This window comes from Chryseobacterium turcicum, assembly GCF_021010565.1.
Lineage (GTDB): Bacteria > Bacteroidota > Bacteroidia > Flavobacteriales > Weeksellaceae > Chryseobacterium > Chryseobacterium turcicum.
In genome coordinates, this window is record NZ_JAJNAY010000001.1 from 1,660,410 (window position 1) to 1,684,049 (window position 23,640).

Annotated in this window: 16 protein-coding genes and 1 pseudogene; 14 read left to right on the plus strand and 3 right to left on the minus strand. The window is 35.1% G+C overall.

What is annotated here, in order from left to right:
• Positions 1–24 precede the first annotated feature (24 nt).
• The 13 genes from bioA (at position 25) to LO744_RS07590 (ending at position 16,559) form a co-directional block, all read left to right on the plus strand.
• Positions 25–1,290 carry an adenosylmethionine--8-amino-7-oxononanoate transaminase gene (gene bioA / locus LO744_RS07530; RefSeq protein WP_230668475.1) on the plus strand — a complete coding sequence of 422 codons (1,266 nt, stop codon included), beginning with the start codon at positions 25–27 and terminating at the stop codon, positions 1,288–1,290.
• A 654-nt stretch (positions 1,291–1,944) separates the two neighbouring features.
• Positions 1,945–2,106 carry a hypothetical protein gene (locus LO744_RS07535; protein ID WP_230668476.1) on the plus strand — a complete coding sequence of 54 codons (162 nt, stop codon included), beginning with the start codon at positions 1,945–1,947 and terminating at the stop codon, positions 2,104–2,106.
• Positions 2,107–2,560: 454 nt separating this feature from the next.
• Positions 2,561–3,112, plus strand: a complete 552-nt coding sequence (locus LO744_RS07540) for a hypothetical protein (RefSeq protein ID WP_230668477.1) — start codon at positions 2,561–2,563, stop codon at positions 3,110–3,112.
• A gap of 123 nt (positions 3,113–3,235) precedes the next feature.
• On the plus strand, positions 3,236–3,913 hold the full coding sequence (locus tag LO744_RS07545; protein ID WP_230668478.1) for a hypothetical protein: 678 nt from the start codon (positions 3,236–3,238) through the stop codon (positions 3,911–3,913).
• Between the two features lie 6 nt (positions 3,914–3,919).
• On the plus strand, positions 3,920–5,914 hold the full coding sequence (locus LO744_RS07550; protein WP_230668479.1) for an RCC1 domain-containing protein: 1,995 nt from the start codon (positions 3,920–3,922) through the stop codon (positions 5,912–5,914).
• A gap of 55 nt (positions 5,915–5,969) precedes the next feature.
• Positions 5,970–6,560 carry a hypothetical protein gene (locus LO744_RS07555; protein ID WP_230668480.1) on the plus strand — a complete coding sequence of 197 codons (591 nt, stop codon included), beginning with the start codon at positions 5,970–5,972 and terminating at the stop codon, positions 6,558–6,560.
• Positions 6,561–6,917: 357 nt separating this feature from the next.
• On the plus strand, positions 6,918–8,243 hold the full coding sequence (locus LO744_RS07560; RefSeq protein WP_230668481.1) for a metal-dependent hydrolase family protein: 1,326 nt from the start codon (positions 6,918–6,920) through the stop codon (positions 8,241–8,243).
• 320 nt (positions 8,244–8,563) lie between these two features.
• Positions 8,564–9,628 (plus strand): linear amide C-N hydrolase, encoded by a 1,065-nt coding sequence (locus LO744_RS07565; protein ID WP_230668482.1) that lies wholly within the window; start codon positions 8,564–8,566, stop codon positions 9,626–9,628.
• Between the two features lie 111 nt (positions 9,629–9,739).
• A complete protein-coding gene (locus LO744_RS07570; RefSeq protein ID WP_230668483.1) occupies positions 9,740–10,150 on the plus strand; it encodes a 5-fold beta-flower protein in 411 nt (136 codons plus the stop codon).
• Between the two features lie 359 nt (positions 10,151–10,509).
• Positions 10,510–10,845 (plus strand): hypothetical protein, encoded by a 336-nt coding sequence (locus LO744_RS07575; protein ID WP_230668484.1) that lies wholly within the window; start codon positions 10,510–10,512, stop codon positions 10,843–10,845.
• 56 nt (positions 10,846–10,901) lie between these two features.
• On the plus strand, positions 10,902–11,990 hold the full coding sequence (locus tag LO744_RS07580; protein WP_230668485.1) for an efflux RND transporter periplasmic adaptor subunit: 1,089 nt from the start codon (positions 10,902–10,904) through the stop codon (positions 11,988–11,990).
• Positions 11,991–12,007: 17 nt separating this feature from the next.
• Positions 12,008–15,124 carry an efflux RND transporter permease subunit gene (locus tag LO744_RS07585; RefSeq protein WP_230668486.1) on the plus strand — a complete coding sequence of 1,039 codons (3,117 nt, stop codon included), beginning with the start codon at positions 12,008–12,010 and terminating at the stop codon, positions 15,122–15,124.
• Positions 15,111–16,559, plus strand: a complete 1,449-nt coding sequence (locus LO744_RS07590) for a TolC family protein (RefSeq protein ID WP_230668487.1) — start codon at positions 15,111–15,113, stop codon at positions 16,557–16,559. Before LO744_RS07585 ends, LO744_RS07590 begins: the two co-directional genes overlap by 14 nt.
• Before the next feature lie 114 nt (positions 16,560–16,673).
• On the opposite strand, the gene LO744_RS07595 is transcribed toward LO744_RS07590, so the two are convergent.
• From LO744_RS07595 to LO744_RS07605, 3 genes and pseudogenes are all read right to left on the minus strand, one after another.
• A complete protein-coding gene (locus tag LO744_RS07595) occupies positions 16,674–17,825 on the minus strand; it encodes an efflux RND transporter periplasmic adaptor subunit (RefSeq protein ID WP_230668488.1) in 1,152 nt (383 codons plus the stop codon).
• Between the two features lie 7 nt (positions 17,826–17,832).
• Positions 17,833–22,266, minus strand: a pseudogene (locus LO744_RS07600) (CusA/CzcA family heavy metal efflux RND transporter).
• An 82-nt stretch (positions 22,267–22,348) separates the two neighbouring features.
• Positions 22,349–22,681, minus strand: a complete 333-nt coding sequence (locus tag LO744_RS07605; protein WP_230668489.1) for a hypothetical protein — start codon at positions 22,679–22,681, stop codon at positions 22,349–22,351.
• Positions 22,682–22,965: 284 nt separating this feature from the next.
• On the opposite strand from LO744_RS07605, the gene LO744_RS07610 reads away from it, so the two are divergent.
• Positions 22,966–23,640, plus strand: coding sequence for a response regulator transcription factor (locus tag LO744_RS07610; RefSeq protein ID WP_230668490.1), 675 nt, complete (start codon positions 22,966–22,968; stop codon positions 23,638–23,640).

Genomic DNA, 23,640 nt, shown 5'->3' on the forward strand with positions numbered 1-23,640 from the left:
TCTAACCTCAAAATTCTATAATTGATGACATTACAAGAACGAGATCGAGCGGTAAATTGGCATCCGTATACTCAAATGAAAACTGCAGATGATGCAATTCCCATCGTTAAAGGAAAAGGAGTTCATCTTTTTGATGATAAAGGAAATAGTTATATTGATGCGGTGTCTTCATGGTGGGTGACGCTTCATGGTCATGCGCATCCTTATATTGCACAAAGAGTTTCTGAGCAGTTACATACTTTAGAACAGGTTATTTTTGCAGGTTTTACGCATGAACCGGCGATACAGCTTTCTGAAAATTTATTGAAATTACTTCCTGATAATCAGCAGAAAGTTTTTTATTCTGATAACGGTTCGACTGCGGTGGAAGTCGCTTTGAAAATGTGTATTCAGCATGCTTACAATCAGGGAAAAGAGAAAACAAAAATTTTAGCATTTAAAAACGCGTATCATGGCGATACTTTCGGAGCAATGTCGGTGAGTGGAAGAAGTATTTGGACGAAACCTTTCGGAGAGATGTTGTTTGAGGTAATTTTTATTGATACTCCTACTTCTGAAAATATAGAAGACCTCAAATCTCAAATTTTAAGTTATGAAGATGAGGTGGTTTGTTTTATTTATGAGCCATTAATTCAGGGAGCAGCAGGGATGTTAATGTACAATGCTGAAAATTTAGATGAATTAATGAAATTCTGCAGAGCAAAGGAAATTTTGATGATTCAGGATGAGGTTTTTACAGGTTTTGGAAGGACAGGAAAGTTGTTTGCAGCTAATCATCTTTCTGAAAAGCCAAACATTATGTGTTTTTCTAAAGGTTTGACAGGTGGAACGATGCCTATGGGAATTACAACCTGTTCGGATGAAATTTTTGAAGCATTTTTATCAGATGATAAATATAAAACCTTATTTCATGGGCACTCTTTTACTGCAAATCCGTTAGCTTGTACAGCAGCTTTAGCAAGTATGGAGCTACTATTGAATGACGAAACTCAACAAAATATTCAACGAATTTCGGAACAGCATTTTCATTTTTCAAATATCTTAAAACAACATCCAAAAGTTGAAAATGTAAGACAAACAGGTACTATTTTAGCCTGGGAAATCAAAAACAATGGAGAAACCTCTTATTTTAACGAAATAGGAAAAAAGTTGTATGATGAATTTCTGTCTCGGGGGATTGTTATGCGTCCATTGGGAAATGTGATGTATTTGGTTCCGCCTTATTGTATCAGTACAGAAGAATTAAATTTTATTTATAAGAATATTTTAGAAGTTCTAAGTAGTTTTTAAGATATGTATTAATAACCCGTGTTTATTAAATTAAAACCGACATCTGAATGAAAGATTTTCAGATGTCGGTTTTTTTTGTAATATGAAAGGATGGTTTCTGTAACAAATATCAAAAGGCGGATGTCGTTTTTTTTTAGAATCAATTTTATGTAATTGATAAAATTATCAGATACAAAATGAAGTGAGATTTTAGTTTAATTTTTAAACTTTAAACAATAGGCCTGAAGTAGGCTTCGGGAAACAACTGAAAAAATCGAGTCATAAAATACGGGTAATTGTTTAGTTTTGGCTTTAAATAGACATGTTGATAAGTTCAGTGAAAATACGTATTGTAAATCTTATTATTTTAATTATTAAAAATACTTCTAAATTAAATAAACAATAGTGATAAGTCAATATTAAGTCTTGTTCTAATTTGTAATTATTCTAAATAAAGCATCTTATACACCATTAGGTGAAAATACTGAGTGAGCTTCTAATTTAATTTGATATTTTTGGGGTACCAAACTAAATAACTGTGTCTAACTATAAAAAAAACTGCAAACTTATAAAGTTGCCGGATAAAAATTACGGTACATTACTCTTTTACTTTTCAATGGTATAAAAAGTTCCTTACGGATTAAGAAAATAAGTTTGTAACAACAATTTTGCGAAATGATTATCAACAACAAAATCCTCAATATCGACGATTATTATTACAGTATATTCATGACAGTCTCAGAATCTCTCACCAGATTTCCTGTGAACGAATTGCAATCTGTCGGTTTAGCTAAGACGTATTACAGACATATCCTTGGTCAGAATCACAAAGTATAGAACGATTGATTACGATACTTTGAGGCTTCATTATGAGGTGATTGCATTCGAAATCGTAGTTTCAGGAAATTTTACAGCACTGAGTGTAAATTAGAATAATATAGAAAAGTTTCAAAAGTAGATTTGAGAAAATATTGCATATGTCTAAAGCCTAATTCATAAGCAATCTCAAGAATTGATTTTTCAAAAGCAAAAAAACAATATTTTTATCACTATGTGTTGATTTTTTTTGTTAAGATGGCTATTTCCGATTATATTTTATAAAAACACCAAATTAGTTAATATACAATATGTTAAAAACTTTTACAAAGTAATTAGTTGAGTTTTTTAATCATTTATTGGTAATATATTAATGTTGTTTTCTAAACTTTTGTATCTCTTACAAACGTCGCTTGAACTTAATCTTAATAAGATTGGGCAGAAAAAGAGACTCGTATTTTTATTTGATAAACGTATGTTTTTTTACACAAATAAGAATCTGTTTTTTCTTCTGTTGTTTTTAAGTTCATGGGCATTTCCTGCTTCTCTTCATGAGGATGGTATAGTTGTGCAGGGAGATTCGATAATATATGAAGAGCGAGAGGCTAGACCTTTAATCTACGTATCAAAAGGTGCTGCAGTAGTTGATAATAATGCCGTTACGAATGCCACAATTATTGATGAAGACGAACTGCCAAAAGTAAAAGAAGCTAAAACGCATATTGTCAATCAGAAAATTACGAAGTCGCATAAAAAAGTAAACTATGTAAAGAAAATCAAGGTAGACTTTTTTTATAAAAACCCTAATGAGTCTTTTCATAGTGGGAAAATTGATGATAATGAGATTTTTACTTTAGTGAATTATAGTTTTTCTGGGAAGGCTCTCCTTTTATTAATGTTTCTATTGGGGCTTAGTACATTATTTTTCACTTTTATATTAAATCAATATAGTTATAATGCTCGTTTTTGCGATTATTTATTTAAATCCTTTCGAATAAGGCCTCCTCCACAAGTATGGGCTAGATAGTCTTAAAACAATGATTCTAATTTGATAAGATAAAAAAGTACTGAAATATTACATAATATATTTCTGTGTTTTACTTAATTATGATTTAAAATCAACATAAAAAGTATAAATAAAATTTAAAAAATGATCAAACAAATTTCATCTTTAGCTTTGTGCAAATCAATCGTACTGATGCTTCTTTTGAGTGTAAGTACAGTATTTGCTCAGCATAGTGAAAATACAAATAATAAAAGAGAAGAAAGTGTTATTCTAAGTTACGGTATACCATTTTCTTACTCATTAGATACCTATACAGGTTGGGATATAAAAAACAATGCTGGAGGTGTTTTGAGCTCCGGTTATGGGAATATTAATGAAGTATTTAGCAAGCCTGGAAACTATGTTTTATATATTCAAGAAAAGCATAATGATGATTCTAAATCATCTTGTGATCATGATCAATATCCTTCAAAAGTTACGATTAGAGTAAGCCCGTCAAAAATGGTATTCGATTTTTCTTCTCTTGAATTCTCGAAAAAAATTGTAGGGGGACAATCAACAGAAGGTATCATCGTAACCGTAAATGCAATGTACAGTTCTTATGACAATACATCTGCAGTTTATGATTATGGTTTTACAACAGCAGGGGTTGGCACATCATTATTAGGAAGACTTAATAATGGTAAAGTTCTCCTGAAAAATGGGGTAAATAAATTAGAATTTTCGCTTGAAGGGCTTACAACAAAGGGAAATAATATTATGATAGAATTCAAAGATATTAACGACCAAGTACAACCCTATACTTTAATCGAAAAAAACTAAATAATAATGAATAATTATATAAAAACTTTTTTTACTCTTATATTTTTACTTACTCTATCATCTAGAGCTTATAAAGCTCAGGGATTTTGTGCGTCAGGATGTAATGACAATGCATATATTGACAGTAAGAATCCTAATACGATTGAGTATGATAATTTGATTTCTGCTTTCCATGCCACTATTGCAAAAGAAAAAGATGGAAATTTCAAAATTTGGGGACAAAATACTTCAAGTACAGGAAGTGGAAACTTAGTAACGCCAACAGTAATAGGCCCTGGTTCTGGTTTAGCTAATTTTAATTATGCGGGAACACCATTAAGAGCTGCGGCAGGAAGCAATAGTACTTCTCATCAATTTGCTTTGTTAACTACTGCTGGTCTCTACGTTTGGGGGGTGAATGATATTTTGATTAGTAACATAATAACGAACTATAATGCGGCTTTCACTAAAATTTCTATCAATGGAAAAGCAGATGGCTTGCCAGTAGGTGTTGCTCCCGCAGATGTAAAGATGATGTTTGGCTCTTATCGCACATTGGCTATTGTTACTTGTAGTGGTGAGGCATGGGTTTTATCTTCTAATGGTGAAAAAAATGGCGATGGTACAGTACAAAATAGTGTCAATAACTCAATTTGGCACCGTGTTAAAACAGATGTTGCAGGCAATCCCAATCTTGAGAATGTTGTAGCAATGAGAGGAACACCAAATGCGCTATTTGCATTAACTTCTACTGGTAAGCTTTATACTTGGGGAACAAATACTTATAATAACAGTGGTGCAGCGGTGTCTCGCGTGTACGCTACAGAAGTTTCTGTGCCGACAGGAGCAATTCCTAAAATGATAGGAATGACTCAGAAAATTTATCAAAATGAAATAAAACAAAGCTATTATTTATTGGCTACCAATGGTAAATTATACAGTATGGGAGACAATAGCAACAGACAATTGGGCGATGGAACATTGGTAGAAAAAACAGTATGGGTACAGCCTAAAAATATGACGCCTCAAGGTAGTGAGGGCATCGGGATTTTGGAAAATATTGTTTGGATTTCTCCTAACGAACATTCAAATTATGCAAATTCTGCCGCTATTAATGTGATAACCAATAGCAATAAGCAGTGGGGTTGGGGAAGTAATAGAGGGTATATGCTGGGTGATAAAATATTAGATTCTTATAATAATCCTATTTATATGCCAGGTCGATATGATCCTGATGACCTTAGCACGCCTGGTCAACTTGATGACTTGGAGATAACAGATCAAGTAATCGCGGTGGAAACAGGAGGGCACTCAACAATTAATATCAAAAAATGTTCTCAAAATTTTGGCTATGTAGGGCATATAACGGATGGTAGTATGGGAAATAATACAAATGAAGATGAGATGCATATTACGTATAATTATTCTACAAGTGAACTTAATGTATGTGGGACAGATTTAGGACCTGAAATTCAGAATTTAAAAATTTGTACCTATCAGCAAGGCGATTTGAATTCTTCTATTCAGGAAACACTTCCAAGTGAAGTTGAATGGCACGCAACCAACGATCCAAACAGTCCTATTTTAACTGATATTTCGACCGTTGCTCCTGGTACATATTACGCTTTCTTCTCTGTCGCTTCAGGTAAATGTAGAGAGGCAGGCTCTATGGTAACTGTATCTTATTTTGTACCTGGTAGTCAGGCGGTAGATCCTTGTGTTTGTTTCAATGATGCAGCAACAGGAGGAGCAAATAATGATACAAAATTAGGAATTACCCTTCTTAAGCGAGCAGGAAAGACAGATTCTAATTGGCCAATGTCTAGAAAATCAGGTCATATTGCTTTAGAATCTAATACAAAAGGATTCGTAGTAACACGATTGACGACTGCCCAATTAGATGATATTAAAACCGCTGGGAATGCGGTGGAAGGGATGATGTCTTATGATACAACCGTAAACTGTATGAAGATTTATTCTGGTGGCGATTGGAAATGTTTTAACACACCAAGTTGTCCTTAAATTTTTGGAGTGTACTTTTTATCGGTACTCATTTATTCAAGATTAAAATAAAAAAATGAAAACAATTATATCCAGTATATTTCTGAGCCTATCTATTTTTGGATACTCACAAATTATTGTAGGTGGGGTAAATGGAACTGCGCCTGCCAATAATAAAACCGCTGTTTTATTAGAATTTGAAGCTGGGCAAAACAAAGGAATTATTTTGCCATACGTAAGAACAATGCCTGCCCCAGCAGAAGTGACACCGGGAACAATGCTACTAGATGCAAGTGGTAATAATGCGGCGCAGTCTAAAGTAAAATATTATGCACCAGGCAACATCAATGCAGATGCAAGTGGCTGGGTAGATTTAAGTAGTGGCAATAGGGCTGATATTAGTAGCTTAATGGTTGTTCAGCCTTCGTCAACAGGTGCTGATGCTGTGATTGAAGAAGTAGGAGCAAAAACAATCATAGGAGCCAGTAGCTCAAGTGCAGACGGGGTTTTAGTCTTAGAATCAACGACCAAGGTAATGGTACTCCCACAAGTGGAAAGTACAAATGATGTGAAAGACCCAGCTCCGGGAATGATGGTATATTTAAATGGAACCAATAAAAGATTGGCAGTCTATAATGGCTCTAAATGGACCTATTGGGTGCCATAAAAATAATTCTTAAAAACAATCCAGATACCGCATCGTAAAGTTGTAATTTGAATTAGCTATTATTTTAATATAAATCCGTCTCTGAAAATATTCATGAGACGGATTTTTATTTTCTCAATTTAGATTTAACTATCTTCTGAATAGATAATTGACATTTTAAAACGATATTCAGCAGAATATATCATACAAAATATAAGGAATACGAGAAATTTCGTTTCATATTTACTTTACAGAATTGTAATTTTAAAACAAAGTTAGATGTTAAATTAAATTTATCCCATCTATAGGAATTGATTCTGTTTTATAGTATATTAGCAATTGCATGATCGTATATAATAATCTTATAATTAATTGTTTATGAAGTTTAAATCATTAATAGCTATTTTTTTTATTACAACATCAATAGCTACAGCTCAGACGAAGCAGATTCTGATAGAAAATGTCAGAATATTAGACCATAAAACCTCTAATCTTACCCCTTCAATGAATGTCTTGATTTCTGGAAATAAAATTCAGAAAATAAGTTCTGATATTATTTCGGTTAAGGGGAATGATGTAACAAAAATTGAGGGTAAGGGAAAAACGTTAATGCCGGGATTAATTGACGTTCATGTACACATGGTTTTTGGGGCTTTAACAATGGCAGAAATGGTTTCTCCGGATATGTCTCAAGAATTAATGATGAAGAATGTCGCTCTTTCTTCTCAAAAAATGTTGATGCGTGGGTTTACAAGCGTTCGCGATGCGGGTGGTCCTATATTTCCTTTAAAGTCAGCAATTGACAAAGGTCAGATTGTTGGGCCGCGTATTTGGCCTTCAGGTGCTACAATAAGTCAAACGGCAGGTCATGGTGATTTCAGAACTCCGGATGAGCGTTCTCGTCGTTTTTTTGGGAAACCTTCCCGAGCAGAACTTTTGGGGGCAACTTTTATTGCTGATGGGCGAGACGATATATTAACAGCAACGAGAGAAAACCTGCGATTTGGAGCAAGCCAGATTAAACTGATGGCGGGTGGCGGAACTTCTTCTGCTTATGACCCGATTGATGTAACTCAATATACTTTTGACGAAATGAAAGCTGCAGTTGAGGCTGCAGAAGACTGGGGAACTTACGTTATGGTACATGCTTATACACCCAGAGCGGTACAAAGAGCTGTTGAAGCAGGAGTAAAATCTATAGAACATGGGCAGATGCTTGATGAAGAAACCTTAAAATTACTTGCAAAGAAGAAAGTATGGTTAAGTCTCCAAAATTTAATGGACAATAATGACAACATGGATGACCAACGCAAGGAGAAACGCAAGCCTGTATTAGAAGGACAAGACAAAGTTTGGCCATTAGCTAAAAAATTGGGTGTAAAATTGGCGTGGGGAACAGATTTTCTTTTTGAGCCTGAGCTTAACGAAGACCAAAACAAATATATCTTACGTCTTCAAAAATGGTTTTCAAATGCTGAGATTTTAAAAATGATTACGCAGGATAATGGAGAACTATTACAGCTTTCTGGCTTACGGAGTCCTTATCCTGGGAAGTTAGGAGTTATTGAAGAGCAGGCTTTTGCCGATTTACTATTGGTGGATGGCAATCCACTTAAAGATTTATCATTAATTGCCAATCCTGAAAAGAATTTTTTGGTAATTATAAAAAACGGACAGATTTATAAAAATACGATTAAAAAGTAGTTTTATTCGACCTTTTGAAACCTCAAAAGGAATAAATGGAAAAACTTTATTGTATCACTTATTTATTCGCTTTTGACATGCTTAAAACATTCTAAAATATTTTTTTTGTTTTTAAGAACTTGTATAAATTTAAATGAAAATAATTTATCTCGCAGATTAAGCAGATTAATTTCTCAGTTTTTAATCTGCTTAATCTGTGTATTCTGCGAGAATTATATAAAAAATCACAACTTAATCGTACAGAATTTAAATTAATAAAATTTAAACAAGCTCTAAAAATATCAAACACCAAACTTAATTTCACCAAAATCTAAATTAATATGAAAAACTTAACCAAACGACTAGGGAGCGCCTTGTTACTTACCACTGCATTATTTACATCATCCAATACTGCAGAGGCATGCACAAGAGTGATGTATAAAGGCCCCGATAAAACAATTATTACTGCCAGAAGTATGGATTTTGCCTTACCCATTCCTGCTAATTTGTGGCAGTTTCCTCAAGGCATAAATCGGGATGGAAGTACAGGGAAAAATACAATGAAATGGACTTCAAAATATGGCAGCATGACAGCCAGTTCATGGGATATTGCGGTGTCTGACGGAATGAACGAAAAAGGACTTGTAGCCAATCTGCTTTGGCTGGCTAGTTCAAAATATCCTGAGTTTTCAAAAGATAAAAAAGGTAAGAAAAAAGGATTGGCAGTTTCTCTTTGGGCACAATATGCACTAGATAACTTTGCTACGGTAGCCGAAGCGGTTGCAGAATTAAAGAAAGAAGAGTTTGTCGTCGTGACAGATTTTATTCCTGGAACCGATAAATATACGACTGTTCATTTATCTTTATCAGATTCTACGGGTGACAATGCAATTTTAGAATATATAAACGGAAAACTGGTGATTCATCATGACCCTTCTTACACTGTTATGACAAACGACCCCATATTTGAAGAGCAATTAGCAATAAACGAATATTGGAAAGGCATCCCGGGGAATATATTTCTTCCCGGCACCAATAGAGCGGCAGACAGATTTGTTCGTGCATCTTATTATATAAAATCTATTCTGCAAACAGATGATATCAGAATTGCGGTTGCCGGAGCTTTCAGTGTTATCAGACAATGTTCTGTACCTTATGGTATTTCTACAGAAGGTTTTCCTAATCTCTCTACCACAAGATGGAGAACGGTTTCAGACCAAAAAAATCTGGTCTATTATTTTGAAGATGCATTAAGCCCCAATGCAATTTGGGTAGATTTGAAAAAAATAGATTTCAGTAAAACCGGAAAAATAAAAAAGCTGGCACTAGACAATAAGCAAATCTACGCTGGAGAAACGTCTTCACAATTCATAGAGTCAAAACCTTTTGTATTTCAGGGGATATAAAATATGGTCATGATTTTAAAATGATGAATATCTTTGCTGAAAATTGTCATTGCGTTTTTCAACAAAGATATTTTTAAAGAAAAGTTTAAGCAGATTTAAAATTTAAAAACCATGAAAAAAACACTATTCATTTGTTTTGCTTTATTCAGTCTTTCGATTCTTAGTGCACAAACGATAGAATCGGGGAGTCGCAGTACTATAGGTTATATCAAAAGTGACGGAACGATAGAAAATAGCAGTCGTGCTACCGTAGGTTATATAAAAAATGATGGCACCATCGAAAACAAAAGTCGCAGTACGATTGGGTACATCAAAAATGATGGAACTATTGAGAACAAAAGCCGTTCTACTGTGGGATATGTAAAAAGTGATGGTACTGTAGAAAATAGCAGTCGCTCAACCATTGGTTACATCAAAGACGATGGAACGGTAGAAAACAGCAGTCATAGCACAATCGGTTATGCTAAAGGCATCAAAAAAGAATGGGCAGCGGTAGTGTATTTCTTCTTTAAATTAGATTAAAAAAATGATTCCATTGAGGATATAAGTTAAAAAACGAAGGCTTGGATTTTATAATCTGAGCCTTCATTTTTTTTGATAAATATTAATTGCTTGAATTAAAGTAATGCTAACTTAACAAAGATTCTACAGATAATACTTTAATGAATTGAATAATTTTCAATTGAAATTACTGCAAAGCATGAGATTTGGTATTTTAAAAGCATTTTTGTCAAATAAAAATAGGCTTGTATTAATAGTAATAATGATAGGGAATTATAGCATAATTTAATGATTTTTAACATTCTGAGAGATGAAATTCTTATTTAAAGGGCTTATATTTGCAGAATTCTCATTTGTCAATATTCCAATGTTCTAAAGACATGTTAGCTTTAAGGTCATTCATCTTTTTATATTTCGCAATTTTATTCACCCATTTCAACTCGCAATGGGCAGATAATTCTCTGCACAATATTCCATTGGTGACTTGTCCGGGAGACCAGGGAATTAATTTTATAAGTGAATCCTTTCTTAATGTAAAAGCAGTTGCGGTAGGCGTTAAAAGTATTGGTAAATATGTAGCTGAAGTTTCATGTAATTCTTATTTTAAAAAGAATGAAATTTTAGTATCAGAAATTACTAAAGTTAATACTCAGGTTGTTGCTACAGCCTTTTTCTGTGCCGTAAAATCTTACCTCCATCTTCTTCAGTTATTCTAAATCAGACGATTAACCTAGTAATTTTTTCGTCAAATTTTAGTAATAAAAATTCTACAATGAATATAAAAAGTATCATAGTATGCAACTTTGCATTATTATGCGTAATCTCTTGCGGTAAAAACGCTCAAAATAAAAATAAAGAAAACAAAGAAGTCCCGGTATTTGTCGTTAAGCAAAAAGACACTTTGGTCAGCAATCAGTTTGTAACAGATATTCAGGCAAAAAGAAATGTCGAAATACGCTCAAGAATTGATGGACTCTTAGACCATATTTATGTAAATGAAGGTCAGTTTGTGAAAAAAGGTCAGCCATTATTTAAAATTAATGATGCTGAATTAAAGATGGAGCTTCTTAAAGCAAATGCTACCATTAAACAGACTCTGGCCGATGTGCGCATCGCAGAAGTTGAATTAAAGCAGATTGAAAGTCTTCACGCTAAAAAATTCGTTGCCAATAACGAATTGGAATTGGTAAAAGCTAAATTATCTTCTGCCAAAGCAAAATATGCCTTTGCTGATGCTGAGAAAAAAACAGTATTGCAAAAAATAAGTTTTACGACTGTTTCGGCTCCTTTTGATGGTGTTATTGACGTTATTCCTCACAAAGGCGGAAGTTTGATTACCAACGGAACTTTTTTGACCACGTTATCTCAGCTTGATGAGGTGTATGCTTATTTTTCACTTCCTGAAAATGTATATTTTGAACTTCTTTCAAATGACAAGCTTGGGAAACATCAGAAAATAGAATTAACACTGCCCAACGGAATGGCGTACCAATTTAATGGTGCTCTAAAGTCTGCTGAGAGTGAAATCGACAGAACAACTGGGTCTATCCGCTACAAAGCATTATTTCCAAACCCGAATCGTTTAATTAAGCACGGAACATCTGGAAAATTGACGATTTCTGAAGTTCAGAATGATGCGTTGATGATTCCACAGAAGGCAACATTTTCTATCCAGGATAAAACCTACATTTTCTTAGTTGATAAGAATAATAAAGTAAAAATGACCAATATTGAGGTCGGGACTGCTCTTAAAGATTCTTATCTCGTAGAAAGAGGTCTCAAAAAAGGAGATTTGATTATTTATGAAGGCACTCAGTCGTTAAAAGATGGAGACCAAATCAAAATCAAAAACAGACTTTAATTCTTAGATAATCAATTATGGTAGAGATGTTTATAAAACGAAAGGTTCTTTCGTTGGTGATTTCCATTGTCTTTGTTTTGGTAGGAATTATGGCGTTGACCAAAATGCCTATCACTCAATTTCCCGATATTGTTCCGCCTTCAGTGACGGTAACCGCAAAATATACGGGAGCGAATGCCGAAGTTTCAGCAGATGCAGTAGCGTTACCTTTAGAACGAGCGATTAATGGTGTTCCGGGAATGACGTATATGTCAACGGTGACTTCTAATGATGGTTTAACTTTGATTCAGGTATTTTTTGAAGTAGGAACGGACCCCGATTTGGCAGCAGTAAATGTTCAGAACAGGGTGACAACGATTTTAGATGAATTGCCCGAAGAGGTAATCAGGGCTGGAGTTACCACAGAAAAGGAAGTAAACAGTATGTTGATGTACCTCAACATCACCAGTACAGACCCAAGTCAGGATGAGCAGTTTATTTATAACTTCACAGACATTAATGTTCTTCAGGAGCTGAAACGTTTGGATGGAGTAGGCCGTGCCGAAATTATGGGGCAAAAAGAATATTCGATGCGTATTTGGCTTGACCCTCAGAAGATGGCAGTGTATAATATTTCGGCGGATGAAGTGGTTACGTCACTTCAGAAACAAAATATTTCGGCAGCACCCGGAAAAGTGGGTGAATCTTCAGGTAAAAAAGCAGGGGAACTACAATATGTAGTAAAATATAAAGGTAAATTTTTTGAACCTAAACAATATCAGGAAATCCCAATCAGGGCCGATGAGAAAGGAACTATTTTGAAGTTGAAAGATATTGCCAAAGTAGAATTTGGAGCAATGACGTATGGAATGGTTTCCAAAACAGACGGAAGACCTTCAGCATCGATTATGATGAAGCAAAGACCGGGCTCAAATGCTTCTGAAGTTATTCAAAATGTTAAAGATAAAATGGCTGAGCTGAAAGTCAATTCTTTCCCTCCCGGGATGGAATACAATATGGCGTATGATGTTTCAAGGTTTTTGGATGCATCTATTAGTGCGGTTTTAATAACTTTAGTGGAAGCATTTATTCTGGTAGCAATTGTGGTTTTTCTTTTCCTGCAAGATTGGCGTTCTACATTGATTCCTGTGCTGGCGGTTCCTGTTGCCCTAATCGGAACTTTTGCCTTTATGGATATGCTTGATTTCTCGGTGAATTTGCTGACGCTTTTTGCATTGGTTCTTGCGATTGGTATTGTCGTCGATAATGCGATTGTCGTCGTCGAGGCTGTTCACGTAAAAATGGAAGAAGGTTATCCACCTTATGAAGCCACCGTAATTGCGACAAAAGAAATTGCAGGAGCAGTCGTAGCGATTACTTTGGTAATGTCTGCTGTGTTTCTTCCTGTAGCGTTTTTAGATGGTCCGGTGGGTGTTTTTTACCGACAGTTTTCATTGACTTTAGCAATAAGTATTGTGATTTCGGGAATTAATGCATTAACGTTGACTCCGGCATTATGTGCTCTTATTTTAAAACCTCATAATCACAACAAAAAGAAAGGATTTATCGACCGTTTCTTTGATAAGTTTAATATTTTTCTTGAGAAAGTAACGAATGGATATGTCAATATTTTATCAAAATTTGCTACCCGAACTATAGTCACTTTTGGATTATTGACTTTATTTATCGTACTAACTTGGGGAACTTCGAAATTTCTTGCGTCAGGATTTATTCCTGTAGAAGACCAGGGAATGGCTTATGTAAGTGTTACTACGCCTCAGGGAGCAACAGTTGAGCGAACTGAAAAAGTTTTAGATGAAATTACAACAATAGCCAAAAAAATTGAAGGTGTAGAAAATGTAACAACACTGGCGGGGTATAGTGTCGTGACAGAAATTGCAGGGTCATCTTACGGAATGGCTATGATTAACCTTAAAGACTGGAGTGAAAGAGATAAATCGGTAGACGATTTTATTAAAGAGCTAACCGAAAAGACGAAAGGCATTTCAGATGCACAGATTGAGGCTTTTGCGCCGCCTACAGTTCCTGGGTTTGGTAATACCAGTGGTTTTGAACTTCGTTTGCTCGACAGAACGGGCGGAACCATCGAAAATATGGATGAAGTCACCAAAAACTTTGTGAAAAAACTGAATGAAACCCCCGAACTGAAAAACAGTTTTACGAGTTTTGATGCCACTTTCCCACAGTATATCATTCATATGGATTATGATATGGCAGCTAAAAAAGGAGTTTCGGTTGATAATGCAATGTCTACTTTGCAGACGATGTTGGGTTCTTACTATGCTACCAATTTCATCCGATTCAGACAGATGTATAAAGTGATGGTTCAGGCAAGTCCGGAATACCGTGAAACGCCTGAAAGTATTTTAAATCTATATTTAAAAAATGACAAAGGCGAAATGGTACCTTTCTCGACTTTCATTACCATTGAAAGAGTGTATGGGCCGGAAGTTTTAACCCGTTACAATATGTATATGTCGGCAATGATTAATGGTGAACCTGCCGAAGGTTATAGTTCTGGAGATGCCATCGCAGCAGTTGAAAAAATTGCAAAAGAAAGTCTTCCGAAAGGCTTTGAAATAGAATGGTCGGGAATGACAAGAGAAGAAATTCTATCAGGAAATCAGACTTTTTATATTTTCATTGTGTGTTTGGTTTTTGTTTACCTTTTGTTGGCTGCTCAATATGAGAGTTTCCTTTTACCAATGCCGGTTTTACTGAGTTTACCAACCGGAATTTTCGGTTCGTACATCGCTTTGCTGGTTTGTGGATTAGACAATAATATTTACGCACAGGTCGCCTTAGTCATGTTGATTGGATTGTTGGCTAAAAATGCCATACTTATTGTAGAATTTGCCGTCGCCAGTCAGAAAGAAGGAAATGATATTATTCCTGCGGCTATTGAAGGAGCAAAACAGCGTCTCCGTCCTATTTTGATGACTTCATTTGCATTTATTGCAGGATTGATTCCGTTGTGTATTGCTTCAGGAGCAGGTGCCATCGGGAACAGGTCAATCGGAACGGCAGCAGCAGGAGGAATGTTAATCGGAACCATTTTCGGACTGATTATTATTCCTGGATTATACATTTTTTTCGCAACCCTAGAAAACAGAAAGAAAAATGAAACGAAATAAATTCAAACTTATCATTTGGAGCGCAGCGGCATTTTCATTAGTGTCGTGTGCAATTCCAAAGGTAACCGACATCAAAGAATTAAAAGAAACCCCTGAACTAAAAACTTCGGAAATAGTAAAAGATTCTGCCGATTTTACGGGAATTGATTTAGAAACTTATTTTACAGATAAAAATCTGCTGACGTTATTTAATCAGGTAAAAGAAGCAAATCCTGATTTTAAAATTGCGCAGCAGAGAATTGAAATGGCCAACAGTTTTTTGAAACGTTCAAAATCTGAAATGCTTCCTTCATTAGAAATAGGTGCTATCGTGTCGGGTGACCGTTACGGAAAATATACAATGGACGGTGTAGGAAATTACGATACCAATTTTTCAAATAATATCAGTGAACAGCAGAAAATCAATACGACGTTTACGCCCAATTATTGGATGGGTGCAAGAAGCAGTTGGGAAATTGATGCTTGGGGAAAACTGAAAAATAAAAAACTTTCTGCCCAAAACAAATTTTTAGCGTCCGAAGAAGGGTTGAAACTCTTACAAACCGACCTGTTTACCGATATTGCTAATCTGTATTATGACTTAATAGCTTTGGATAAACGTCTGAAAATCTATCAAGACAATTACAATTTGCAGAAAAGAGCTTTTGAAATCATAAAAGCACAACGTGAAGTAGGGAAGGTGACCGAACTTGCCGTGCAGCAGTTTAAAGCACAAAATAATAACTGGTTAGCTGAAATTGAACACATCAAAGTTGAAATTGTTACCGTAAAACAGGCTATTTCTACATTGACAGGCGTTTATGGCGGTGAAATTGAAAGAAGCCCAACACTTTTGCAGACCAATTTTGAAATACTCAACAAAAATATTAATGTGGATGCTGTGATTCATTCACGACCGGATGTGGTTTCAAATTATTATGTGTTGCAGGCTTCACACGCAGATGCCAAAGCAGCGAGAGCATCATTTTATCCTAAAATTGACTTGGGAGCAACGTTCGGACTAAATTCTTTTTCTGCTGAAACATTATTTAAACCTGCTTCATTGGCCGGACAGCTTTTGGGAGGTTTAATGGTACCTGTTTTCAATAAAGGTCAGTTGAAATATGAGTTTAATATTGCTAATGGCGAGCAGGAGATTGCATTTTTAAACTATCAGAAAAGCGTTACAGGAGCGTTTAATGAATTACAGTCAGTTTTAAAACAGACCAAAATATTTCATCGTGTTTTAGATTTGAAAGAAGAAGAGGTGAGCTTTTTAGATAAAGGAATTGAAGTTTCCAATGATTTGTATATCACGGGTTACGCCAATTATTTTGAATTAATTAATGCTCAGAAAAGTAAACTTGAAGCTGAGTTGGATTTACTTAAATTTCAGCACGAAAATACTAAGAATAATGTATTGTTATTTAAAGCGTTAGGTGGTAAATTGAACTAATTGCGTTTTGAGTATATGTCTTTCATATCAATGAAAAGACGAAATATAATTTTAGTTATTCAAAAAGAAGAGTCCGTTTCACTAATTGTGAGATGGACTCTTTCTTTTTATAATTTACTCCACTTTATTTTTAAGCAACATCAGAAGGCTATAGGCACCTTTCTGAACAATCTTTTTATCTCTCAAATTTTCCACTTTTAAAATTTCTGTGAATTGGTCGTCAGAAATCCCTGTATTAACAGGAATTATTTTGAATTTTTTATTTCCGAGTTCTTCAAAAATATAGTTTTTATTTTCAAAAGAAACTACTGATTCGTTTGGTAAACCAACAGTGTAACGACTGTTGACCGTAACTTCTGCGTTGATGTACATCCCTTTGATAAACTCATGATTCGGGCTCGAAAGTTTGGCAACAGCAACCGACGAACCTCCGTTTTCAATATTGGGAACGATGCTTATAATTTTTGCACTCGATTTTTTCTCAGGACTTTGATTATTATACACCAAAATTTCCTGCCCGATTTTTACATCATTGATATCTTTTTCAAACACTTTTAGCTCAAGCAACAAACCTGAAGGATTAATCAATTCAAACAAAGTGTCTGAAGGATTAATATATTGCCCATTGTTCACTGAAATTTTGCTTACAAAACCATTGAAAGGAGCATAAACATTAATTCTACTTCTGATATTTCCAGAGCTTAATCCTTTTGCATTAATGCCGATGATTCTTAATTTTTCTTCCAGACCTTTCAACGTTGCAATTAAAGTTGAATAATCTGCCTGAGCTGTTTGCAGGGTTTTATCACTGCTTGCTTTACTGGTATTTAAATCTTTTTGACGATTGAGATTCAACCTTGCCGATTCCAACTGCGCTTTTGTGACTAAATAATCCTGTTGTAATTGGATAAATTGTGGGTCTTCCACGACAGCCAAAATCTGTCCTTTGCTGAAACGACTTCCATTAATCACATGAATCGATTTGATATGACCGCCCATAATACTGGAAATCGAACTGATATGAGAAGGTGCAATGTCTACTTTTCCATTCAGTCGAACCAATTTTTGCATCGTCTTTTCCTGAACCGTTGTCGTTGTTAAACCGACCGTTTGCATTTGTTGAACCGATAATTGAACCGTACTTTGGTCTTTTTCTTTAAATTTTGTGTTTTCATACACTGTTTTTTCTTCCTCATTTTTCCCTGAGCAGGAAGATAATAGTAAGATTACACTTAAACTGAAGATTGATATGTTTTTAAGATACATTTTGCTGTTATTTTGATAATAAGAAATTAATTTCGGCACCGATTTGATTGAGTCTTTCGAGATTGTCGATGTAATCTACTTTTGTTTTCACTGCCTGATTGGTCAGAATAACCCAGTTGAGATAGTCAATTTCACCGACTTCCATTTGCTTTTGAGCGGTTTTTAAAATCGTTTCAGACTTTGGAAGCTGTTTTTGTTCATAATTTTCAACGATTTTCAGTTGATTGGTATAGCTGTTTACTTGTTGACCGAATCTATTTTTCAGTTCAATTTGTTTACGCTGATATTCGTTTTCAGAAATTAATACTTTTGCTTTCGTTGCTTTTGCCAACGCTCGTTGACCTTTCGTAAACAACGGAATTCCAACACCGACCTGAACTGCATTAAAACGATTATCATTCACATTTTTCATACTTTGATTGGTATATCCTACCAATAAATCAGGCAACAGTTTAGATTTTTCAAGCTGAGCTTCTGCTTCATTCACTTTTATCTGTTGATTTAAATATTGTAATTCAGGATGTTGTTTAATCATTTCTTCCGAAACCTGAACGTTAATATTCATTGTTGGCTTGTCAGAAATCGGTTGATAGGGTGAATCAGACTGAAGCAATAACTGAAGCTGAAGTTGAGTGATATTCAAATCATTTTCCAATAAAGTCAATTGCGTTTTTGCTTGTTCACGCTGAATTTCTGCCGTTGCTTCTTCCAAAATATTAGCTTCGCCTTTTTTTAATCTAAGACTGGCTTTGTCCGCAAAACTACTGTACAAATGACTGATATATTCAATCACTTTTTTCTTTTCCTGAAGCGTCAGAATTCTGTAGAAAACATCCAAAACTTGCTTTGCCAATTGCGCTTTCGTCAAATTTTGATTGATGATACTTGCATTCCATTCTGCATCGAGCATTTGTTTTCTTTTCGTATAAACTGTAGGGAAGCTGAAACGTTGGGAAATTGAGAACGAATTATCGGTTTCCACACCATTCATTTGTCCGATTTGTGCAGTGACTTCTGTTTGTGGAATATCAAGATAGGTTGATTTTAATTTTTCTTGATATTCAGAAATTAATCGTGAGTTTTTTAAAGTTCCGTTTTGTTGAAAAGCTTTTTCCAAAGCCTGTTCGTACGTAATATTTTCCTGAGCATTGACCATTCCGAAAGAAATCAGTAATAATAGTGCAGTCAGTTTTTTATGATTGTTTGAAAATTTCATTATATTTATTTTTAACGCAATGAGCGCAGAGATTTCTTTATTTGATTGAGGATTTTTTTCGCAATAGCGTTCCTTCAGCTAGGATTTAGCTTTTTGAAACTTTTTCTTTTTGCTGACACCTTCAAATAAGACATAAAGAATCGGTAAAACGAATAAGGTTAAAAGTGTTGCAAGCATTAAACCTCCGATAACCACGGTTGCTAAAGGTCGCTGTACTTCTGCACCGGCACCGTCGCTGATGGCCATGGGTAAAAATCCTAATGAAGCCACAAAAGCAGTCATCAAAACCGGACGAAGACGAATTCTCGTTCCCATCAAAACGATTCTGCTTAAGTTATTGACACCGTCTTTTTTCAATCTGTTAAATTCTGAAATCAATACAATTCCATTCAAAACAGCAACTCCGAAAAGGGCAATAAAGCCAACCCCCGCGCTGATACTGAAAGGCATTCCTCTCAAAGCTAAAAAGTAAATTCCTCCGATTGCCGATAACGGAATCGCGGTGTAAATCAGTAAACTATGTTTTACAGAACCGAAGGCGAAGAATAGCAATAAGAAAATCATAACCAAAGAAATAGGAACGGCAATTCCCAATCTTGATTTGGCTTCATTTAAATTTTCAAAAGCACCACCGTAGGAAATTGTATATCCTGCAGATAATTTCAAGTCTTTGTTTACCTTTTGCTGAAGCTCTTCCACAATAGTTTGAACATCTCTTCCTCTAACGTTGAAACCGACAACAATCCTGCGTTTTGTATCTTCCCGCTGAATCTGATTCGGACTTTCCTTTAATTCTACTTTTGCCAATTGAGACAACGGAATCTGTTCGCCATTCGGAGTAGGAACCAATAGATTTTGAATGCTAGTAATATCTTTTTTATGCTCCTGATCCATTCGGACAACTACATCGAATTTTCTTTCCCCTTCATATAAAGAACCTGCAGTTTGCCCGGCAAAAGCCATGTTGATTACTCTGTTGATTTCAGCAACTGAAATATTATAACGAGACAATTCAGCCCGATTATAATCTATGACTACTTGCGGAGCACCGACAACGGGTTCTAAATACAAATCTTGAGCACCGCTTACAGTCGTGATAATTCCGCCTAACTTTTGGGCGTAAGTAGCCAAGCTATCTAAATCTTCACCATAAATTTTGCAGACAACATCTTGTCTTGCACCGGTCATTAATTCATTAAAACGCATCTGCACCGGAAACTGAAAACCGGTGGTTAAACCGGGAATTACTTTCAACGCATTACTCATTTTCTCAGAAAGCTCAGGAAATGATGATGCGGAAGTCCATTCTTTTTTAGGCTTTAAAACAATAATCATATCTCCGGCATCCATCGGCATTGGCTCGGTAGGAATTTCGGCACTTCCAATTTTGGTAACTACCTTTTGAACTTCCGGAAACTGTTTTAATAAAATCTTGGCAGCTTGTGTGGTGGTTTTTTTAGTTTCCTCGATATTACTTCCCTGAAGAATTCTCATCTCCACCGCAAAATCACCTTCTTCCAAAGAAGGAATAAATTCTCCACCCATTCTTGAAAGTACAAAAACGGCTCCTGCAAATAGAACAATCACAGTAAGTATAATCGTTTTTCTGAATTTCAAGGCTTTTATCAACAGTTTCTGATGACCAATTTCAACCTTAGTCATCACTTTATCAGAAACATTGTCTTTTGTTTTTTTCTTTCGGCTCAAGACCAAAGAACTCATCATCGGAATGTAGGTTAATGACAGTATAAATGCTCCAACCAAGGCAAAAGCAACCGTTTGAGCCATTGGTTTAAACATTTTTCCTTCAATTCCCTGAAGCGTAAAGATGGGCAGATATACAATTAAGATAATAATCTGTCCAAAAACGGCGCTGTTTACCATTTTTGTCGCTGAGCTGGAAACCTGGTTATCCATTTCCGCTTTTGAAAGCATATTGTCTTTTCCGAAATGTTTTTTGTGGGCTAACTGATGGAGAACGGCCTCTACAATAATGACGGCTCCGTCGACAATTAATCCGAAATCTAAAGCTCCGAGGCTCATTAAGTTTCCTCCGACGCCGAAAATATTCATCATAATGATGGCAAAAAGCATTGCCAAAGGAATTACGGAAGCAACTAATAATCCTGCTCTGAAATTTCCTAGGAATAAAACCAAAATGAAAACGACGATTAATGCGCCTTCCATCAAATTGGTTTTTACAGTACTGATGGTATTATTAACCATTTTAGCTCTATCCAAAAACGGCTCAACGACAACACCTTCCGGTAAAGATTCCTGAATTTTATCTAATCTTTGTTTGATATTTCCGATGACTTCATTGGCATTTTCGCCTTTCAGCATTAAAACAATTGCCCCGGAAACTTCGCCCGTATCATTGAAAGTCATTGCACCATATCGTGTTGCGAAGCCAATTTTAACATCGGCAACATCTTTAATATGAACCGGAATTCCCTCTTTTGTATTTGAAACCTGAATATTTCCAATGTCTTCAGAACTTCCTAAAAGTCCTTCACTGCGAATGAAAAGAACAGTTTCTTTCTTTTCGATGTAAGCTCCACCCGTATTTTGATTGTTCTTTTCGAGCGCATCAAAAACATCATTGATATTGATATTAAAAGCCTGAAGCTGATTCGGATTAATGGCAATTTCATATTGTTTTAATTTGCCTCCAAAACTGCTGACGTCGGCAACACCTTTTGTCCCTAATAATTGTCTGCGGATAACCCAATCCTGAATTGTTCTGAGTTCGGTTTCATCATAAACGTGTTCATACCCTTTTTTTGCCCTTACAACATATTGGAAAATTTCACCTAAACCTGATGAAATAGGACCTAGCTCAGGTTTTCCGATGCCCTCAGGTATATTTTGCTGAACCAATTGCAATCGTTCCTGAACCTGTTGACGGGCCCAATACACATCAGTATCATCATCAAAAACTACCGTTACCAACGATAATCCAAAACGTGAAAAACTACGGATTTCGGTAATTCCGCTGATATTGCTGGTTGCCTGTTCGATAGGGAAAGTTACGAGTCGTTCAATATCTGCAGCACCATAAGAAGATGCAACGGTAATTATCTGAACCTGGTTATTCGTAATATCCGGCTGTGCATCGATGGGAAGTTTGGTGGTTTCATAGACCCCAAAAAGAACGAGCCCAATTGTAAAAAGAGCGATAATGAGTTTATTCTTTACAGAAAACTCAATAATTTTATTTAACATGAAAAAATTATTAATTGAATTAACAAGAAATCGACTGCTTTAAGAAAAACTTTAAAACATTGATATTTAAATTAAAAATCAATTAACAAAAGCGTGGTGGCTGAAAAATACGGGAAAGATAAGAGCTGGAAAAGTCCTTTTCCTTATAAACAGTTGGTTTTTGAGAAATAATAATCTCTTTTATTTTTTCGAAGTGAAAAGTAGTGTCGGGAAGTTTTGCGTAAACCATCAAAACAACAGGAGGATTAAAGAAGGGAAGCTCTTGGTCGGTCTCCCAGTCTGCATCCGGTTGATGATTATCGTAATGTTCAACGAGAAATTCAGTAACAGTTCCCGGGTATTCCATCAAATGTTCTATAAATAAAGGTACTTTCAACACTTCCGCTACATTGGTCGTTGCAAGTACATAAATCATCGAAAATATTATGGAAAACCATCTCAACATGGGCGCAAAGATAAATGTTTTTAGTTTTAATCAAATGATTCCATTGTTAAATTGCTTTTAATTTTAATGTCTAATTTTTAGATGGAAATCGACCTGTTTTGTTTTAAATGAAAGAGATCGCTTAATTATCCATTTAATTAAAATAGTATCATTAATTTCGTTAATACATTTGTAATTAAACATCTGTTTGTTAAATTTCTTTTTAAAAATTATTATTCTAAATTTCTTCTAAATTCAATATATAAATTAGCAAAATGAAAATACTAATCATAGAAGACGAAAAAGAGCTGGCTCAAAGTGTTGCAGAATATTTATCTGAAGAGAATTATTTGTGCTCTTTTGCGACTAATTTTCGTGAGGCTATTGATAAAATTGAAAATCACGAGTATGACTGTATTATTTTAGATATTATGCTTCCAGATGGAAACGGGCTTGAGATATTGCAAGAATTAAAAAAGCAAAATAAACAGGATGGAGTGATTATTGTTTCTGCAAAAAATGCTGTAGACGACAGAGTAAATGGTTTGCAGCTGGGCGCTGATGATTATTTAACCAAACCTTTTCATTTGTCTGAATTGATGGCGCGGGTATTTTCTATCATCCGAAGAAAGCAGTTTGAAAATTCTAATATCATTCAGCAAAACGAATTGCAAATCGACCTTTTATCAAAGACCATTACAGTCAATCGTGAAGTTGTTGTTTTAACCAAAAAAGAGTTTGATTTATTGATTTATTTTGTCGGAAACAAAAATAAGGTGATTTCTAAAAGTACTTTGGCAGAGCATCTATCGGGAGATTTTGCTGATATGCTCGATAATCATGATTTTGTTTACGCTCATGTGAAAAATTTAAAGAAAAAACTTTATGATGCAGGTTGTGACCACTACCTGAAAACGGTGTACGGAACAGGATACAAATGGATAAATTAA

What these genes read in the sequence shown, in the direction of transcription:
- LO744_RS07585 (WP_230668486.1), top strand. Translation starts at nt 12,008, where the DNA reads ATGGTAGAGATGTTTATAAAACGAAAGGTTCTTTCGTTGGTGATTTCC.
- LO744_RS07540 (WP_230668477.1), top strand. Translation starts at nt 2,561, where the DNA reads ATGTTTTTTTACACAAATAAGAATCTGTTTTTTCTTCTGTTGTTTTTA.
- LO744_RS07595 (WP_230668488.1), bottom strand. Translation starts at nt 17,825, where the DNA reads ATGTATCTTAAAAACATATCAATCTTCAGTTTAAGTGTAATCTTACTA.
- LO744_RS07535 (WP_230668476.1), top strand. Translation starts at nt 1,945, where the DNA reads ATGATTATCAACAACAAAATCCTCAATATCGACGATTATTATTACAGT.
- LO744_RS07560 (WP_230668481.1), top strand. Translation starts at nt 6,918, where the DNA reads ATGAAGTTTAAATCATTAATAGCTATTTTTTTTATTACAACATCAATA.
- LO744_RS07545 (WP_230668478.1), top strand. Translation starts at nt 3,236, where the DNA reads ATGATCAAACAAATTTCATCTTTAGCTTTGTGCAAATCAATCGTACTG.
- LO744_RS07570 (WP_230668483.1), top strand. Translation starts at nt 9,740, where the DNA reads ATGAAAAAAACACTATTCATTTGTTTTGCTTTATTCAGTCTTTCGATT.
- LO744_RS07605 (WP_230668489.1), bottom strand. Translation starts at nt 22,681, where the DNA reads ATGATTTATGTACTTGCAACGACCAATGTAGCGGAAGTGTTGAAAGTA.
- LO744_RS07575 (WP_230668484.1), top strand. Translation starts at nt 10,510, where the DNA reads ATGTTAGCTTTAAGGTCATTCATCTTTTTATATTTCGCAATTTTATTC.
- LO744_RS07610 (WP_230668490.1), top strand. Translation starts at nt 22,966, where the DNA reads ATGAAAATACTAATCATAGAAGACGAAAAAGAGCTGGCTCAAAGTGTT.
- LO744_RS07550 (WP_230668479.1), top strand. Translation starts at nt 3,920, where the DNA reads ATGAATAATTATATAAAAACTTTTTTTACTCTTATATTTTTACTTACT.
- LO744_RS07555 (WP_230668480.1), top strand. Translation starts at nt 5,970, where the DNA reads ATGAAAACAATTATATCCAGTATATTTCTGAGCCTATCTATTTTTGGA.
- bioA (WP_230668475.1), top strand. Translation starts at nt 25, where the DNA reads ATGACATTACAAGAACGAGATCGAGCGGTAAATTGGCATCCGTATACT.
- LO744_RS07565 (WP_230668482.1), top strand. Translation starts at nt 8,564, where the DNA reads ATGAAAAACTTAACCAAACGACTAGGGAGCGCCTTGTTACTTACCACT.
- LO744_RS07580 (WP_230668485.1), top strand. Translation starts at nt 10,902, where the DNA reads ATGAATATAAAAAGTATCATAGTATGCAACTTTGCATTATTATGCGTA.
- LO744_RS07590 (WP_230668487.1), top strand. Translation starts at nt 15,111, where the DNA reads ATGAAACGAAATAAATTCAAACTTATCATTTGGAGCGCAGCGGCATTT.